Consider the following 16725-nt stretch of genomic DNA (forward strand, 5'->3'; position numbering starts at 1 on the left):
AAGCCGCCTCAGTTTACTGGGGTGGGCTTTTTATACAAAGGATGAGAAAGATGAAGAAAAATTTTAAAAATGAGAAGCGACACAGTTCTAAAAACAATGACCGCCGTCGTCCAAATGCGCGTGAAGAAAAAACCACTGTCCGTACCGATGAAGAAATCGAAGAAAATTTTGTTTTTGGTCACCATGCTGTAGTTGAAGCATTGAAACAAGGTCGTGGCAATAAATTATTTGTCTCAGAAGATGCGCGTGGCGACAAAATTGATGAATTAAAAGAAGTCGCACGTGAACAATCAGTACCTATCAAATGGGTACCCAAACAAAAACTAGACCAAATGAGTAATCAAGGCGTGCATCAAGGCTTAATTTTAGCAATTACTCCTTATGAATATTTGTCATTGCTTGAACTAATGGCACAAAGCAAAGAAAATCCATTTTATTTAATTTTAGATAACTTAGAAGATCCGCATAATTTTGGTTCGATTTTGCGTACGGCCGATGCCAGTGGAGTTGATGGTATTATTATTCCCAAACATCGGGCAGTAGGGATTACGCCAGTCGTTGTAAAAACCTCAACTGGCGCAGTTGAGCATGTACCGGTTGCTCGTGTAACAAACATTCATCAAGCAATTAAAGAATTAAAAGAAAAAGGCTTTTGGATCTTTGGTACCGACATGCAAGGAACGCCATACTCAAAATGGAACGCCCAAGGTTCGATTGCCTTAATCATTGGGAATGAAGGTCGTGGTATGAGCGAAGGCTTGAAAAAAGAAGTGGATGAAATGTTGACCATTCCAATGGTTGGTCACGTTCAAAGTTTAAATGCATCTGTGGCAGCTGGTTTATTAATGTATGAAGCCTTTCGTCAACGAGGCGATAGTCTATGAAAACACAACTGTTGCTAGTGGATGGATACAATATGATTGGTGCTTGGCCGGAATTAGTGACACTAAAAAATCAAGACCGTTTAGAAGATGCACGTGAGGCTTTGCTGCAACGTTTATCTAACTATGCTAAATATGAAAACATTCGAGTGATTGTCGTTTTTGATGCGCAATTGGTTCCTGGAATTACTCAAAATTATACGAAATATCAATTGGAAGTGGTTTTTACCGAAGAAGGCGAAACAGCAGATAGCTATATCGAACGCGTAGCAGGGGAACTGAACAATCGTTTGACGCAAGTAACAGTTGCGACGAGTGATTTAGCTGAACAATGGGTTGTTTTTTCTCAAGGGGCTTTACGAACCTCTGCCCGTGAGTTATATAAAACAGTTGAAAAAACGGAAAAAACTATTCATCAACACCAACAAGATATTCATTTTACCAATTATCGTCGTAACTCTCCGTGGGATGAAAAGCAATTAAGTGCTTTAGAACAGAAATTAAAAGAATTAAGTCAAAAAAAGCCACGCAATAAAAAATGAGTAAATCAAAAATTGTCAAAAGTTGAGGCAATCAATGAGAGAATCTGAAAAATAATCATGTTATGCTCTTTTCATCAGTTGATGAAAGGAGCTTTTATTTTTATGCAGCAGTTAATTCGACAAGCAAAAAAAGGCGATGGCGAAGCATTGCGGGAATTATTTTCGCATTATCGCCCACTAGTTTATAGTATCCGTAACAAATATTTTTTACGCGATTTTGACGATCAAGATTGGCTTCAAGAAGGACTGATTACGTTCCATGATTGTCTACAAAGTTTTGAACCTGGTTTTGGGACAACCTTAGGCGCATTTTTCAAACGAGCATTTGAAAATCGTATTCGTAGTTTTGTTCGAAAAGAGTGCGCCTATAAACGTAAAAGTAATCAACAGACGGTTTCTTATGAGCAGAAATTTTTACAAGAAGGCAACGAACTAGCGCCAGATTATAGCATGTCAGCTAATCCTTTAGACCATATTCTCGTGCAGGAAACGTTAGAGGAATGTCAAGACCTCTTGTCGGCACTAGAGAAAGAAGCGTTTGCTGTATATGTCTTAGGCAATCATGCTAGCATTACTTCAGAACGAGCCTTGCGCAGTGCCTATGACCGTTCCAAACGTAAAATTACACAGCACTTGAGAAAATTAAAAACAGACTAGTTTTTCCGTCTTGTTTTCATACGTACCTGCAAAATGATAAAATTTTGTGCATTATTTTTTCTCTTTCTCAGCATATTGAAGTTGAAATTTTATTTGTATTGTGGTAAACTTGAAATTTTTAGACAATTATGTTAAAATAGATTTCGAGGTGAACGGGATGCCAACAACTTTAGCTACAATCAAAAAAGACTTAGAAGGTCGTATCGGCAGCGAAATCATGCTGGTTGCTCAGACTGGAAGAAAACGTCAAACAGAACGTCGCGGAATCTTAACAGAAACATACCCATCAGTATTTGTGGTGGATCTTGATCCAGATGAAAATTCGTTTGAACGTGTTTCATATAGTTACTCAGATATTTTGACTAAAACAGTCGAAATTGAATTTCTATCTGAAGCAGTCTAATAAGAAATTAAAAGGGCTTGGCGCATACGCAAGCTCTTTTTTAGTGGAGGAAATTAATGCAAATTAGAATGAAAAACTTTTCAGAACTAACAACGCTTGAATATCATCGCCTAATGGAAATTCGAGTAGCAGTATTTGTGGTTGAACAGGAATGTCCTTATCAAGAAGTTGATGCCATTGATTTGGATGCCATTCATCTGTGGTTTGCTGATGAAACAGGAAAGGTATTGGCATATGCTCGGATTTATCAAGAAGTCGAGAGTCTTCATTTTGGTCGGGTTTTAGTCGCAAAAGAAATGCGTGGCCAACGTCTAGGTGAGAGACTTATTACCGAAGTCATGACTTTTATTGAAAAAAATTATCCCTTACAACCGATTAAAATTAGTGCACAAGCGCACTTACAAGACTTTTACGGTGCATTTGGTTTTCAAGCCGTTTCAAATGAATATTTAGAAGACGGTATTCCACATCTAGACATGCAAAAAAAGCCAAACTATTAGAGCATAGTTTGGCTTTTTTTGATTATAAGATAGAGGCGTGCTAGACGTTATCCTCTTTTTTATCTTCATCAACAATTTCAACGTCAACTGGTAGACCAGATTGTAAACGTAATAAATCGCGAATTTCTGCTAAGTAATCTTCAGCAGTTACTTCTTCTTCCTCTTCTTCTTCAGGGGCTTTGTTGAAGCTTTGTAGTTTATTAATGCCTTTAACCACTGCGAATAAAACGAAACCAGTAATTAAGAATGTAATAATAGCTGTAATCACACTACCAAAATCAAAGACTACGCCCTTTCTTGGTGACCATACTAACGCGCCAATAGAATCGTCCATGCTTGTAGAGTTGGTAAATAAACTGATAACTAATGCAATTAATGGGGTAATTAAACCTTCAACGACTCGTGTAACTATTGCTGTAAACGCACTACCGATAACAACCCCGACTGCTAAATCAATAACATTACCAGTGACGATAAATTCTTTAAATTCTGTAAATAATTTTTTCATATGAATTCTCCTTTCTTTATTGATAAGTGTAGTATAACGGAATCGTAAGTAATTGAAAAACAATAAAGCTAGAATTCTGTTAATTTTCTGTAATCAGTCCCCTATGTTATAATCTTTAAGAATGACAAAGACAAAGGAGCAAAAAGATGGCGATCCAATTACAACCTGGTATTCAATTAACGGTAATTCCAACTGAAAAATATAAAACGATTCGAACGTTTATTCGCTTTTCAGCATCACATAGCAAAGATACAGCAGCGAAACGAACATTATTAACAAGTCTACTTGAAACAAATAGTTTACATTATCCAAATCAAACTGATTTAAGTGCTAAATTAGCTGAATTATATGGTGCTAGTTTTGGTTTAAATGTAGGAAAAAAAGGCAACCTACATCAAATAAATGTTGCGTTATCTTTAGTAAATGGTAAATACATTGGTAATGACCAGGTATTTACCGAGGGAATGGATTTCTTAAAAGACATCCTTTTTTATCCTAATATCAAAAAAGATGCCTTTGAGGAAGAGACATTTCGCTTGGAAAAAGAAAATTTAATTGCCTATTTGAAAAGCTTGTATGAAGACAAGCAAACAATGGCTTCACTACGTTTACAAGAACTATATTTTAATGAAAATGAAAACCAAAAAGTACCAAGCTTTGGTGACTTTAAGCATTTAGAAAATGTTACTGCGCAAGAGCTAGTGGCAACGTATCACGAGATGTTGCACAACGATCAAATTGATATTTTTGTGGTAGGCGACATCACGCAAGAACAGGTGCAGCAAGCTTTTACCAACTGGGAATTTCCTAAAACCGAGCGTCAACATCCAGATATTTATTATCATCAACCATTGCTTGCTACTGTAAATGAAGAAGTAGTTTATGAACCAGTCACGCAAGCTAAATTAAACATGGGCTTTCAGACTTCTGTTTATTATGGCGATCATCGTCGCTTTGCTTTAATGGTTTTTAATGGATTATTTGGTGGTTTCCCGCACTCGAAACTCTTTTTAAATGTCCGTGAAAAAGAAAGTTTAGCCTATTATGCGTCAAGTAGTGTTGATACCTTTCGCGGATTAGTCACTGTCCAAACAGGAATTGATGGAAAAAATCGGACCCGTGTCTTGGAATTGGTAAACGAACAATTGGCAAGTCTCTGTGCAGGTGAGTTCACTGAAGAAGAAATTGCCCAAACAAAAGCGATGTTACGCAATCAATTTTTATTGTCTTTAGATAGTCCGCAAGCATTAATCGAAACGGCTTATTTGAATCAGTGGTTACCAGACACGCAATTAACTGAAGAAGAATTTCTGACGGCCTTGATGGCAGTCACTAAAGAAGAAATCCAAGCTGTGGCACAAGACATCACTTTACAAGCAATTTTTGTTTTAGATGGAGAGGAATAACATGGAGAAAAAAGTTTACGAGCAACTCAATGAAGTACTTTATAAAGAGGTTTTACCTAATGGATTGAAAGTATATGTTTTGCCAAAACCAGGTTTTCACAAAACATATGGATTATTTAGTACGAATTATGGGTCCATCGATAATGAATTCGGGTATGTCGGTGACGAACCGCGACGTGTGCCTGATGGAATTGCCCATTTTTTAGAGCATAAATTATTTGAAAAAGAAGATGGGGATGTCTTCCAATTATTTGGAAAACAAGGTGCATCTTCGAATGCTTTTACGAGTTTCACTAAAACTAGTTATCTTTTTTCGGCAACGGATAACATTGAAGAAAACTTGTTGACGCTGATTGATTTTGTTCAAGATCCTTATTTTACAAAAGAAACAGTCGAAAAAGAAAAAGGGATTATCGGACAAGAAATTCAAATGTATGATGATGACCCAAGTTGGCGACAATTTTTTGGCATTCTTAAAAATCTGTATCCTAAACATCCGTTACACATTGATATTGCGGGAACGGTTGAAAGTATTGCTGACATTACCGCTGAAGATCTATATGCGTGTTATCATACGTTTTATCATCCAAGTAATATGACCTTATTTGTTGTTGGAAATATTGATCCAGAAGAGATGTTAACGTTGATTCGTGACAATCAAGCCGCAAAATCTTTTGCAGAAATTCGTGAAATCAAACGTTATTTCCCAGAAGAAACCGTAGCAGATATTGTTCCGTTTAGCACGGTGCAAATGCCGGTGAATCGTACAAAAGTAGTTGTAGGAATCAAAGGATTTCAAGAAAATTTACCAAAAGAAGAAGTGGAGTTATTGCGCTTTAGAACCTCGCTTAATTTATTGTTCCAATTGTTAATTGGGAATACAAGTAAGAATTATTTACGCTTGTACAATGACGGTGTGATTGACGATACATTTGGCTTTGAGTTTTCATTAGACCGCAGTTTTCATTTTGCTGACTTTTCTGGAGATTCCGACCATCCAGATGAATTTTCCGCAGCAATTGAAGCACTACTTTTGAACTTCGACCGAGATTCGGAAGTCAACGAAGAGAATTTGATTCTTTTGAAGAAAAAAATGCTTGGGAAATACTTCCAATCGTTAAACTCATTAGAATTTATCGCCAATCAGTTTACACAAGACTTGTTTGGCGATGTCACCTTATTTGATGTACCATCAGTGATTCAATCGATTCAATTAGAAGATGTTTTACATGCAGGTCATCAATTTATTAAAAAAGAAGCATTTAGTCGTTTTTATTTGTCACCATTAGAAAAATAAGTTTTAAAATTTGTTTGAGACTGCACAATTAGCTATCCTCAACGGGTTTTATTTATGGTATTCTAGGTTATATTGATTTTAAAGACTGGAGAAGATGGACGAGTGGGCAATGAACTAATTATTGGAGATCGTTTACGGCAAGCCCGAAGAAAAAAAAATATCAGCATCAATGAATTGCAAAAGCAGACCAAAATTCAAAGACGTTACTTAGAAGCAATTGAACGAGGTGCGTTTGATGTATTGCCGGGAGAGTATTATGTGCGCTCTTTTATTCGTGAATATGCAGCAGTAGTAGGCGAAGATGGGGACTATTTAGTAGCAGTATTTGATGGGAAAGATAGTTTTGAAAAAGAACCCCCTAAGCGCCCTGAACCTGAAAAAATAAGTGGTTCACGTAAAGCGCAACACGAAGAGACTGTACGACGTAGAAAGACACTAACTGAATATACGCCAATGGTTTTATTAGGTTTGGTAGCATTAACAATTATTACAATTGTTGGGTATATGACATGGCAAGATCGCCATGCAACACCGATTATTGGCAATCAAAGTCAACCATCTATCACTGTAGACCAATCTCTTGTTTCCAATACCGAAGCATCAACTCATGCTTCCAGTGAGCAGCAATCAAGCGAGTCAGAACCTGAAAAAAAGCTGTCAATCAAACGTGAAGAATCAACACAAACTGATGCAATATTTACCATTTCAGAAGCAAATGATCCTCTTGAGTTGACGTTTGTAGGGAAAACGGATCGTTGCTGGATAGGCGTTTTGGTAGATAATAATTACGTATTTCAACAAACATTACAACCAGAAGAAGAAGCGAACATAACTTTACCAGAAGGCGTGACACAAGCCATGGTTATCTTAGGCGAGAGTGCAAACATTGAAGTGAAAGCCGATGGAGAAGTTGTTGATTTTAGTGATTCAAGGTTTGAATTGTTACAAAAAAATCTTCATTTCACTATTTCTTATCAAGAGTAACTATGTCTTATAGCCAAAGCGAAAGAAAAGGGGAACGTAAGTGAATTTACCAAATAAGTTAACTGTTTTAAGAATTTTGATGATACCGATTTTTATTTTAATTTTAGCCATACCGTCGCTAGACTGGGGAACATTGTCTATAGGTTCCGTTAACCTATCAGTGACACATCTAGTGGCTACTATTATTTTTGCCATAGCAAGCTTTACGGATTGGCTAGATGGTTACATTGCGCGTGCGCAAGGCCTAGTGACCAACTTTGGAAAATTTGCTGATCCACTAGCAGATAAAATGTTAGTCATGACAGCTTTTATTATGCTAGTTGAATTAGGAAAAGCTCCAGCATGGGTAGTAGCAATTATTATTTGTCGTGAGTTAGCAGTTACTGGTTTACGTCTATTATTAGTCGAAGGTGGCGAAGTGATGGCGGCTGCTTGGCCTGGGAAAATCAAAACAGCGACACAAATGCTAGCGATTATTTTCTTGTTAATCGACAATGTACCATTTAATTTAATTGGAGTACCAGTAGACCAAATCCTGTTGTATATTTGCTTAATCTTCACGATTTATTCGGGTGTAGATTACTTTGCAAAAAATACAGCAGTATTTAAGGGCTCAATGTAAAAAGAAAGTCAGGCATCGTTAGGATGTTTGACTTTTTTTGATGCAAACGACTTTCTTTGAGAAAATTCTTTAATGATTTAAAATAAAAAAGGATAAATGACGTATATTAGAGTAGGAGCGTGACACATGAAGGCAGAAATTATTGCAGTAGGAACTGAATTGTTATTAGGGCAAGTAGTAAATACCAATGCCACTTTTCTATCAGAAGAGTTAGCAGGCTTAGGGATTGATGTGTATTATCATAGCGTTGTTGGAGATAATCCAGAACGTTTAGCATCGTTATTGGCGTTAGCGGATCAACGTAGTGAACTCATTGTTCTGTGTGGAGGCTTAGGTCCAACTGAGGACGATTTAACGAAACAGGTCACAGCAGCCCATGTAGGTCAAGAATTAATACGTGATGAATTAGGCTATCAAAAGCTGCTTTCTTTTTTTGAGAAGCGTCAACGTCCCATGACCGAAAATAATTTATTGCAAACGTTAATTTTTAAAGACGGTATTTCCTTACAAAATAGCACTGGTTTAGCCGTAGGTATCTTTTATACTTCTGATAAGGGAAATCATTACTTATTACTTCCTGGGCCGCCAAACGAGCTAAAACCGATGTTTTATAATGAAGTAGTTCCATTACTCAAAGAAAAATTCCAAAAGAAAGATCAATTGATTTCTCGTGTATTGCGTTTTTATGGTATAGGTGAATCACAGTTAGTGACTGATTTAGCTGATTTAATTCAAGGGCAAACAAATCCAACGATTGCTCCTTATGCAAAACCAAATGAAGTAACGTTGCGTTTAACAGTCAAAACGACAGATGAAGCTCAGGGATTGGCACAACTTGATGACTTAGAAAAAATTATTCAAGAACGTGTGGGTGAATTTTTCTATGGTTACGGAGAAGAAAATTCGTTAGCAAATGTTGTCGTTGAATTATTGAAAAAAAATCAACAGACATTGACTGCTGCAGAAAGTTTAACCGCTGGAGCTTTTCAAGCAGCGTTGGGTGATATTTCCGGTGTTTCTGAAGTTTTTCCTGGCGGGTTTGTTACGTATTCAGCGGAAACGAAAGCTAATTTTTTAGGAATTGAGAAAGAATTTTTAGAACAAGTGGGAACTGTTAGTCAAGAATGTGTTGAACAAATGGCAATTAATGCTCGGAAATTAGCGCAAACCGATTATGCAGTTGCCTTTAGTGGGGTAGCAGGACCCAATGAATTAGAAGGACAGCCAGCTGGCACGGTTTGGATTGCCTTAGCTAACGAACAAGGAGTCCATAGTCAAAACTATCATTTTACAAGAGATCGTAGTTATATTCGACACAGCGCAGTGATGACTGGCTTGGATTTAATACGGCGAGCATTATTGAATCGATAGGCGAATGTTTGTTCGCATAATTCTTGCTTTTTGTTAGAAGACAAGGTATTATAGATACATGAAGAAAAACCATGTAATTGACATGATTTGAATATAAGGAGGATTATCCGAGTGGCAGATGATCGTAAAGCAGCCTTAGATGCTGCATTAAAAAGAATTGAAAAGAACTTCGGTAAAGGCGCAGTAATGAAACTTGGTGAAAAAGCAGACCAACGTATTTCAACAATCCCAAGTGGTTCATTAGCATTGGATGTCGCTTTAGGTGTAGGTGGTTTTCCACGAGGACGTATTGTAGAAGTTTACGGTCCAGAAAGTTCTGGTAAAACAACGGTTGCTTTACATGCTGTTGCAGAAGTTCAAAAACAAGGCGGTACCGCGGCGTTTATTGATGCGGAACACGCGCTAGATCCTCAATATGCTGAAAAATTAGGCGTGAACATTGATGAATTGTTACTTTCACAACCAGATACAGGTGAACAAGGGTTAGAAATTGCCGATGCGTTAGTTTCCAGTGGCGCGGTAGATATTGTCGTAATTGACTCCGTAGCAGCTTTAGTACCACGTGCCGAAATTGACGGCGAAATGGGTGACGCTCACGTTGGGTTGCAAGCACGTTTAATGTCTCAAGCGTTACGTAAATTGTCAGGTACTATCAACAAAACGAAAACAATTGCGTTATTCATTAACCAAATTCGTGAAAAAGTCGGTGTTATGTTTGGTAACCCAGAAACAACACCTGGTGGACGTGCATTGAAATTTTATGCGACTGTTCGTTTAGAAGTGCGTCGTGCCGAACAATTAAAATCAGGTACGGATATTATTGGGAACCGTACTAAAATTAAAGTTGTCAAAAATAAAGTAGCACCACCATTTAAAGTAGCTGAAGTAGATATTATGTATGGAGAAGGAATTTCTCAAGTTGGTGAGCTATTAGATATGGCAGCAGAAAAAGACATCATTGATAAAAGTGGTGCATGGTATTCATATAAAGGTGACAGAATTGGACAAGGTCGTGAAAATGTCAAAAATTATATGAAAGATCATCCAGAAATGGTTACTGAAGTATCCGCACGCGTCCGTGATGCGTATGGTATTGGAACAGGTGAAACATTAGAGGAAGAAGGACAGGAAGAACTTCCTTTAGGAAAATAAGCAAATAAGATTGCGGTAAGAACTTGTTTAGTTTTCTTACCGTAATTTTTTATATAAAAAAAGCGAAATTAAAACAATGGTAGCGCATGCGTTTTCGAGGCACCTCGTCTTTTTTAAGTTGACACTCTTCCTTACAAACATTAGAATAAAATTGTGTGTATAGCACACATATGCAAGTAGGCATATTGATAATTTTATTCTAATGTTTGTTTATCAAAAAACTACAAATTGAAAATAAGAAAGATAGTATGGAGGTGATTCATCAATGGGACTTAACATTCTCCTCGCTATCATCGGATTAATTGTCGGTCTATTCGCTGGTATTTTTGTCACAAATTCTCGCCATGAAAAAGCTGTGAACGGCGCGAAAAATACTGCAGCTAGTATTTTAAATACTGCCAAAAAAGAAGCAGAGACTTTACGAAAAGAAGCGTTGTTAGAAGCTAAGGAAGAAACTCAAAAGTACCGATCAGAAATTGAAAGTGAGTTGAAAGAAAGTAGACTTGAGTTAAAATCACAAGAAAATCGCTTACTACAAAGAGAACAATTACTTGATCGCAAAGATGATTCTTTGGAAAAACGTGAACATTCGTTGGCTAATAAGGAACATAAAGTCAGTGAAAAACAACAATTAATAGACGAGCGAGAAAAAGAAGTTGAAAAACTAATTGGCGAACAACAAGCAGAATTAGAACGAATTGCTGCATTGTCTAGAGAAGATGCAAAAGAAATCATTATGAAATCAACCGAAGCAGAGTTGAATCATGAATTAACGGTTATGGTAAAAGAATCTGAACAACGTGCAAAAGAAGAAGCAGATCGCAAAGCGAAAAACTTACTTTCATTAGCTATTCAACGTTGCGCAGCAGATCAAGTATCTGAAACAACTGTCTCTGTTGTGACTTTACCAAATGATGAAATGAAAGGTCGTATCATCGGTCGCGAAGGAAGAAACATTCGCACATTAGAAACACTTACAGGCATCGATTTAATTATTGATGACACACCAGAAGCAGTAGTGTTATCTGGTTTTGATCCAATCCGACGTGAAATTGCGCGGATGACTTTAGAGAAATTGATTCAAGATGGACGGATTCACCCTGCAAGAATCGAAGAAATGGTTGAAAAATCACGGAAAGAAATGGATGAACGCATTCGCGAATATGGTGAACAAGCAGCCTTTGAAGTTGGTGCGCATACTTTACATCCAGATTTAATCAAGATTTTAGGACGTTTACGCTTTAGAACAAGTTATGGTCAAAACGTCTTGAATCACTCAATTGAAGTTGCGAAGTTAACAGGTGTTCTTGCAGCAGAGTTGGGTGAAGATATTCAGTTAGCAAAACGTGCAGGTCTCTTACATGATATCGGAAAAGCACTAGATCATGAAATTGAAGGTTCTCACGTACAAATTGGTGCAGAACTAGCTGCGAAATACAAAGAAAATCCAGTGGTAATCAATGCCATCGCTTCTCACCACGGAGATACAGAAGCAACATCTGTCATTTCTGTTTTGGTAGCAGCGGCGGATGCATTATCTGCGGCTCGTCCGGGAGCGCGTAGTGAATCACTTGAAAACTATATTCGTCGTTTAGAAAACTTAGAAAATATTTCTAACAGCTTTGCCGGAGTTGATTACAGTTTCGCTGTTCAAGCCGGTCGTGAAGTGCGTGTAATGGTTAAACCAGAAGAAATCTCAGATATGGATGCTGTTCGTTTAGTACGAGACATTCGTAAGAAAATTGAAGATGAACTGGATTATCCAGGAAATATTAAAGTAATTGTTATTCGTGAAACACGTGCAACAGATTACGCTAAATAGTCAAAAAGGCATCCTCTTAAAAGAGGGTGTCTTTTTTCATGTTATACTACAAGAAGAGGTGATTTTATGCGTAAAAACGACCAACAATTCATTAAAACTCATCCGTATCTCCATCTTATTTTGGTGATGATTATGGCTAGTCTTATTGGCATAACGATTGAATATGTCATCAATCAAGATTTTATTGGTTCGGGTTTTTTTACAAGTCTCATTTTATTACTGATTGAAATGTTGCGAATACGAAAAAAACGAAAAAAAGAGACACATCACAAACTAGATAAACAGAAGTAGGAGCGTGGCTTTGTTTTTAAGACTTGCCATGCTTTTTCAGTGTAATAGGCAGGAGGTATCACATGAAAAGTAAAATCGGCTTAATCTTAACCTGGGGAATGATAATTAGTGGGGCGTTAGGTTTTATTGTATTTGGTAATAAAGAAGGTCGCTTCAAATACTATCAAGATGGATTAAGTATAACCATTCAAAATCAAACCAACCAACCGTTGCAGATTAATGTCTTACAATCAGAAGCGGAACAAATTTTGTTTTCAATGAACGTAGCACCGCACACTATTCACAGTGTAACCAACCAAAATATTTTGCCTAATGATCAAGATATGTCTGTGATTATAGATTATAAATTCTCTGGAGAAACGCATCGTTTACAAGGTTTTCCCTATATTGATTCAATGGAAACGAAATATGTGTTGGAATTAGAATTTAACGAAAAGGGAGAGGTTTTTTCTTCCGGATTAGGAGATGGGCGTGTCATTTTAAGAGGTAACGTATTGGAATAAATGATGAAGACTTATTTCAAATAAAAATCGCTTTCCCATGTAATAAAACATAACATTAAAAGTTATAATTTTCAGATTATTTTCACTTTTTTTACAAAAACACTAGATTTACTAAAAAAGTGATGTTATGATTTCTAACATAAAAGGAGGCGGTACTATGGATACAGGAAATATTGCATTTATTTTGCTATGTGCGGCACTAGTTTTTCTTATGACGCCAGCATTAGCATTCTTCTACGGAGGATTAGAACGAAGAAAAAATATTTTAAACACGATGATGATGGTCATCGCAACAATCGGATTAGCATCCGTCTTATGGATTATTATTGGTTATTCACTATCATTTAGTGGAGAGAACTCATTTGTTGGAAATTTTGATAAAATGTTCTTTAATGGCGTCACAGCTGAAGATGCAGGTGGGATTCCCGAATCATTATTTGCAGCATTTCAAATGATGTTTTCAATTATTGCCGCAGCGATTATTACAGGTTCAGTTGTCGGTCGTATGCGCTTTTCAGCAATTTTTACTTTTATTGCTTTTTGGTTGATTTTAATTTACTATCCAATGGCTCATATGGTATGGGGCGGCGGATTTTTACATGAAATTGGTTCAATTGACTTTGCGGGTGGAAATGTCGTGCATATCAGTTCAGGGTTTGCTGGGTTGATATTAGCGCTTGTCGTTGGCAAACGTCGTGAGTTTCATCAAACGGAATACCGTCCACACAATATTCCATTTATCGTATTAGGCGCTGGTTTGTTATGGTTTGGCTGGTTTGGTTTTAATGCCGGTTCAGCTCTAGCTGCAGATGGTTTGGCAGTTCATGCGTTATTAACAACTAACACGGCTGCTGCAAGTGCGATGCTATCATGGATATTAGTTGAAAAATTAACGATTGGTAAACCAACAATTGTTGGAGCATGTACAGGTGCGATTGTTGGTCTCGTTGCAATTACACCGGGTGCTGGTTTTGTTTCTCTATGGTCTTCATTTATCATTGGTGCCATTACTAGTCCGATTTGTTATTATTTCATTTCAAAATTAAAACATCGCTTAGGTTTAGATGACTCTTTAGATGCATTCGGCTGTCACGGTGTTGGTGGTATCATTGGAGGAATTTTAACAGGAATCTTCGCTGATCCAGCAGTAGGTGGTTATAGTGGTTTAATTTATGGAGAAACGTCTTTATTTATCTCACAAATCTTAAGTATTGTGTTTACGCTCGTTTATGTAGGAATTATCAGTTACATCATTATCTTTGTTATTAAGTTAGTGATGCCAATCCGTGTAACTGAACAAGAAGAAGCATTAGGTATGGATAAAACAGAACACGATGAGACAGCCTACCCAACATTTATGGGCTTAGATTCTTAGGAGGAGTGCGCGTATGAAAAAAATTGAAGCGATTATTCGTCAAGAGAAATTAGAAGAATTAAAACTTGCTTTAGATAAAGATTTTCAAATTAGCGGGATGACAGTCACTCAAGTTTTAGGTCACGGAAATCAAAAAGGTGTGGCAGAATTTGTTCGTGGACAAAAAGTGATTCCAACATTATTGCCTAAAATTGCGATTTGGTTAATAGTGGAAGATACGCAAGTAGAAGCAATTACTGATGAAATCATTGCGATTTGTCACACTGGTGAAGTGGGCGATGGAAAAATCTTCATCTATAATGTGGAAGAAGTTATTCGTATTCGTACCAAAGAACGTGGAGAAAACGCAATTTAATGACAAAACAAGCAGCGTGTATTTAGTAGAATATGCGCTGTTTTTTGTTGAATTGAATCTCAAAAGGTCTTGTGAAAACGCTTTTGTTATAGTACAATATTTATTGTGTTATAACAAAAGTTCAAGGAGGTTCTTACTATGGTTGAAAAATATTTAAATTATGTTGGTGAATTGATGACGGATGTGGATTATGTGGCATCGGGGTATCCGAAAGATTTTTTAGAAGTCAAAGTAGAGCAAGCTTTGCCATTTCGTTTTTATTGCAGTATGCAAGCAAATGATTGGGAAGAAGTGACTTCTGAACAACGAAACCAATTAATTAAACAATTAAAAGATAAAAAATCGATTTATTCAAAAAGTGACCATCGTTATTACATGTTAGATTTCTATTTAGCAAGTTTAGGTGGGTTATAAACAAAAAAGTTCTAACGTTCAATTTGAACGTTAGAACTCAGACTGTAGACAAATAGAATGTATAATCCTAAAAAATAGTGATTATACATTTTATTTTTGTTTTTACTCAAAAATAGCGAAAAAGGCTTTCTGCCTTTATCTAACCATGTTGCTAATTTAAAAAAAATAGATTGAAAATCTCTGAATAAGATAATTCTCAATCTATTTGTCTATAGTCTTTTATTTCCTTTTCGTCAGACTTTATACAACTATACGAAAAAAATGTCCGATTAATCATCTTATAATCATTGATTTATCAAGGCTTACTAATTTTTTGATCTATGCTACACTTCAGTAAAATAGAATAACAAAGGAGTGATTTTTATGCGAAAATATTGCGCAGAATTTATTGGCACGTTCGTTCTGGTCTTTTTAGGAACAGGTTCGGTGGCGATAACCAACGTTAGAATAGTTTCAAGCATGCAGATGTCACCCCCTAACCTATAGAAGCGTTAGTAGGCTAAATGCCAAAGTTGATTATATCATGGATTTATATGTTTATAATGGAGTATTCTTCAATAGATATGTGAACTACTCACCCCTTAGCTAAACCTATTGGTTCTTAATGCTTGAAGTGGTGAGTAGTTCACATCTTTCATTTCCAATCCTTAACAAATGCAATCCAATACAAAAAAATACTCACAAGTATTCCTACCCCAAATAAAAGATGAGATCCACTAATTTTAGTTATATAAAAAATAAGATAAGCTATTCCAGCTGTTATACCACTAAAAAGAAATTGTTTTTTCCATTTTTTACTTACCATAACTCAATCCATCCATTATTTCTAATCTTATCTCTTCTATCTACCCATTTCGCAAAGGCTGTACCCGGATCCCAAGCGGCCATAACGAATTCCCAAACAACGCCATAATATCCAGCAACAATTCCCAATCCCACTCTAGTAAGTCGCGCCTTTACTCTACTTTTGAACGTATTTCTCACCCAATTTACTCCATACTTTCTTATTGCTCCCATAAGGCTACCACCTATGCCACCAATGACAAAATTAATTGCGAGATTAGTAGCTACGCTTAACACCCAAACAGACAACCATCCACGTGAAGCCGCAAAAACATCCTCTCCACTAATTGGGTCAAAAATACTGGAATGATTTTCATCAATTCGATCAATCATCTCTTCACTAGTTGCTTCTATATCTTTATAAAGATTGCTTTCTGAATTAAAAAAATCCATCAAGACGGATTTGACATCGTGAGCATCTTCTTGTGTAGGGAAAGCAGTGTCATCAACTACTACCTCAATTAAATTTTCAAATGTTTCAATTTGTTCATTGTTCAGGACTTGAATATCTAGCTCTGTGTTTTCATCAAACACTTCTGCTATTTCCTCACGCACCGCTACTAACTCTGGGTTATTTGTTTCCGTTTCTGAAATCATAGAAACTAACTCTTCATCAGTCATTTTAGAAGTATCTGAGAGAATTCCCTCTTCCACGTTTGCTAGAGCATCCGCCAAAACCTTTTCTCCTACATTACTACTTGAAAAAATAGGAAAGCATATCTGGGCAACCAACACGATAATAAGTATAACTTGAACAACTTTTCTCTTTTTCATATTTTAACCTCCTCGTAAAATAATT

General features: G+C 36.6%; 19 protein-coding genes. 17 read left to right on the forward strand and 2 right to left on the reverse strand.

All coding sequences use genetic code 11. The features are described 5' to 3' along the window. Positions 1 to 50: 50 nt before the first annotated feature. The 5 genes from rlmB (at position 51) to DOK78_RS02185 (ending at position 2983) form a co-directional block, all read left to right on the forward strand. Entirely contained in the window at positions 51 to 884 is an 834-nt protein-coding gene (rlmB, locus tag DOK78_RS02165; RefSeq protein ID WP_207941916.1) for a 23S rRNA (guanosine(2251)-2'-O)-methyltransferase RlmB, read from the forward strand. Next, on the forward strand, positions 881 to 1423 hold the full coding sequence (locus tag DOK78_RS02170) for an NYN domain-containing protein (protein ID WP_207941917.1): 543 nt from the start codon (positions 881 to 883) through the stop codon (positions 1421 to 1423). The genes rlmB and DOK78_RS02170 overlap by 4 nt, the downstream gene beginning before the upstream one ends. 102 nt (positions 1424 to 1525) lie before the next feature. Continuing rightward, complete coding sequence (locus DOK78_RS02175; RefSeq protein ID WP_207941918.1) at positions 1526 to 2080, forward strand: RNA polymerase sigma factor; 555 nt, start codon at positions 1526 to 1528, stop codon at positions 2078 to 2080. 157 nt (positions 2081 to 2237) lie between these two features. After that, positions 2238 to 2483 carry a Veg family protein gene (locus DOK78_RS02180; RefSeq protein WP_016176080.1) on the forward strand — a complete coding sequence of 82 codons (246 nt, stop codon included), beginning with the start codon at positions 2238 to 2240 and terminating at the stop codon, positions 2481 to 2483. A 56-nt stretch (positions 2484 to 2539) separates the two neighbouring features. Continuing rightward, the gene (locus tag DOK78_RS02185) at positions 2540 to 2983 is read left to right on the forward strand and encodes a GNAT family N-acetyltransferase (RefSeq protein WP_207941919.1); all 444 of its coding nucleotides are present in this window, start codon (positions 2540 to 2542) and stop codon (positions 2981 to 2983) included. 40 nt (positions 2984 to 3023) lie between these two features. Here DOK78_RS02185 and mscL read toward each other — a convergent pair whose 3' ends face one another. Continuing rightward, positions 3024 to 3491 carry a large conductance mechanosensitive channel protein MscL gene (gene mscL, locus DOK78_RS02190; protein ID WP_207941920.1) on the reverse strand — a complete coding sequence of 156 codons (468 nt, stop codon included), beginning with the start codon at positions 3489 to 3491 and terminating at the stop codon, positions 3024 to 3026. Between the two features lie 146 nt (positions 3492 to 3637). Here mscL and yfmF point away from each other — a divergent pair, with 146 nt between their 5' ends. The 12 genes from yfmF (at position 3638) to DOK78_RS02250 (ending at position 15083) form a co-directional block, all read left to right on the forward strand. Continuing rightward, positions 3638 to 4897 (forward strand): EF-P 5-aminopentanol modification-associated protein YfmF, encoded by a 1260-nt coding sequence (gene yfmF / locus DOK78_RS02195; protein ID WP_207941921.1) that lies wholly within the window; start codon positions 3638 to 3640, stop codon positions 4895 to 4897. A gap of 1 nt (position 4898) precedes the next feature. Next, positions 4899 to 6194, forward strand: coding sequence for an EF-P 5-aminopentanol modification-associated protein YfmH (yfmH, locus tag DOK78_RS02200; RefSeq protein ID WP_207941922.1), 1296 nt, complete (start codon positions 4899 to 4901; stop codon positions 6192 to 6194). A 102-nt stretch (positions 6195 to 6296) separates the two neighbouring features. Then, positions 6297 to 7178 carry a RodZ domain-containing protein gene (locus tag DOK78_RS02205; RefSeq protein WP_207941923.1) on the forward strand — a complete coding sequence of 294 codons (882 nt, stop codon included), beginning with the start codon at positions 6297 to 6299 and terminating at the stop codon, positions 7176 to 7178. A 40-nt stretch (positions 7179 to 7218) separates the two neighbouring features. Beyond that, positions 7219 to 7800, forward strand: a complete 582-nt coding sequence (gene pgsA, locus DOK78_RS02210) for a CDP-diacylglycerol--glycerol-3-phosphate 3-phosphatidyltransferase (protein WP_207941924.1) — start codon at positions 7219 to 7221, stop codon at positions 7798 to 7800. A gap of 126 nt (positions 7801 to 7926) precedes the next feature. Then, on the forward strand, positions 7927 to 9171 hold the full coding sequence (locus DOK78_RS02215) for a competence/damage-inducible protein A (RefSeq protein ID WP_207941925.1): 1245 nt from the start codon (positions 7927 to 7929) through the stop codon (positions 9169 to 9171). 111 nt (positions 9172 to 9282) lie between these two features. After that, positions 9283 to 10323, forward strand: a complete 1041-nt coding sequence (gene recA, locus DOK78_RS02220; RefSeq protein ID WP_207941926.1) for a recombinase RecA — start codon at positions 9283 to 9285, stop codon at positions 10321 to 10323. Between the two features lie 265 nt (positions 10324 to 10588). After that, positions 10589 to 12145, forward strand: a complete 1557-nt coding sequence (gene rny, locus DOK78_RS02225) for a ribonuclease Y (RefSeq protein WP_207941927.1) — start codon at positions 10589 to 10591, stop codon at positions 12143 to 12145. Between the two features lie 66 nt (positions 12146 to 12211). Next, positions 12212 to 12436, forward strand: coding sequence for a hypothetical protein (locus DOK78_RS02230; protein ID WP_207941928.1), 225 nt, complete (start codon positions 12212 to 12214; stop codon positions 12434 to 12436). A 62-nt stretch (positions 12437 to 12498) separates the two neighbouring features. Beyond that, entirely contained in the window at positions 12499 to 12939 is a 441-nt protein-coding gene (locus tag DOK78_RS02235; protein WP_243430659.1) for a hypothetical protein, read from the forward strand. A gap of 157 nt (positions 12940 to 13096) precedes the next feature. Continuing rightward, positions 13097 to 14314, forward strand: a complete 1218-nt coding sequence (locus DOK78_RS02240; protein ID WP_207941929.1) for an ammonium transporter — start codon at positions 13097 to 13099, stop codon at positions 14312 to 14314. 13 nt (positions 14315 to 14327) lie between these two features. Next, a complete protein-coding gene (locus tag DOK78_RS02245; RefSeq protein ID WP_207941930.1) occupies positions 14328 to 14669 on the forward strand; it encodes a P-II family nitrogen regulator in 342 nt (113 codons plus the stop codon). 138 nt (positions 14670 to 14807) lie between these two features. Further along, positions 14808 to 15083 (forward strand): hypothetical protein, encoded by a 276-nt coding sequence (locus DOK78_RS02250; RefSeq protein ID WP_207941931.1) that lies wholly within the window; start codon positions 14808 to 14810, stop codon positions 15081 to 15083. Positions 15084 to 15881: 798 nt separating this feature from the next. On the opposite strand, the gene DOK78_RS02260 is transcribed toward DOK78_RS02250, so the two are convergent. Continuing rightward, positions 15882 to 16700, reverse strand: coding sequence for a hypothetical protein (locus DOK78_RS02260; protein WP_207941932.1), 819 nt, complete (start codon positions 16698 to 16700; stop codon positions 15882 to 15884). Positions 16701 to 16725: the final 25 nt, after the last annotated feature.

Source organism: Enterococcus sp. DIV2402, from assembly GCF_017426705.2.
GTDB classification, from domain to species: Bacteria; Bacillota; Bacilli; order Lactobacillales; family Enterococcaceae; genus Enterococcus_F; species Enterococcus_F lowellii.

What these genes read in the sequence shown, in the direction of transcription:
- rny (WP_207941927.1), top strand. Translation starts at nt 10,589, where the DNA reads ATGGGACTTAACATTCTCCTCGCTATCATCGGATTAATTGTCGGTCTA.
- yfmF (WP_207941921.1), top strand. Translation starts at nt 3,638, where the DNA reads ATGGCGATCCAATTACAACCTGGTATTCAATTAACGGTAATTCCAACT.
- DOK78_RS02175 (WP_207941918.1), top strand. Translation starts at nt 1,526, where the DNA reads ATGCAGCAGTTAATTCGACAAGCAAAAAAAGGCGATGGCGAAGCATTG.
- DOK78_RS02240 (WP_207941929.1), top strand. Translation starts at nt 13,097, where the DNA reads ATGGATACAGGAAATATTGCATTTATTTTGCTATGTGCGGCACTAGTT.
- DOK78_RS02230 (WP_207941928.1), top strand. Translation starts at nt 12,212, where the DNA reads ATGCGTAAAAACGACCAACAATTCATTAAAACTCATCCGTATCTCCAT.
- DOK78_RS02250 (WP_207941931.1), top strand. Translation starts at nt 14,808, where the DNA reads ATGGTTGAAAAATATTTAAATTATGTTGGTGAATTGATGACGGATGTG.
- DOK78_RS02185 (WP_207941919.1), top strand. Translation starts at nt 2,540, where the DNA reads ATGCAAATTAGAATGAAAAACTTTTCAGAACTAACAACGCTTGAATAT.
- DOK78_RS02245 (WP_207941930.1), top strand. Translation starts at nt 14,328, where the DNA reads ATGAAAAAAATTGAAGCGATTATTCGTCAAGAGAAATTAGAAGAATTA.
- rlmB (WP_207941916.1), top strand. Translation starts at nt 51, where the DNA reads ATGAAGAAAAATTTTAAAAATGAGAAGCGACACAGTTCTAAAAACAAT.
- mscL (WP_207941920.1), bottom strand. Translation starts at nt 3,491, where the DNA reads ATGAAAAAATTATTTACAGAATTTAAAGAATTTATCGTCACTGGTAAT.
- DOK78_RS02260 (WP_207941932.1), bottom strand. Translation starts at nt 16,700, where the DNA reads ATGAAAAAGAGAAAAGTTGTTCAAGTTATACTTATTATCGTGTTGGTT.
- DOK78_RS02170 (WP_207941917.1), top strand. Translation starts at nt 881, where the DNA reads ATGAAAACACAACTGTTGCTAGTGGATGGATACAATATGATTGGTGCT.
- DOK78_RS02180 (WP_016176080.1), top strand. Translation starts at nt 2,238, where the DNA reads ATGCCAACAACTTTAGCTACAATCAAAAAAGACTTAGAAGGTCGTATC.
- DOK78_RS02235 (WP_243430659.1), top strand. Translation starts at nt 12,499, where the DNA reads ATGAAAAGTAAAATCGGCTTAATCTTAACCTGGGGAATGATAATTAGT.
- yfmH (WP_207941922.1), top strand. Translation starts at nt 4,899, where the DNA reads ATGGAGAAAAAAGTTTACGAGCAACTCAATGAAGTACTTTATAAAGAG.
- DOK78_RS02215 (WP_207941925.1), top strand. Translation starts at nt 7,927, where the DNA reads ATGAAGGCAGAAATTATTGCAGTAGGAACTGAATTGTTATTAGGGCAA.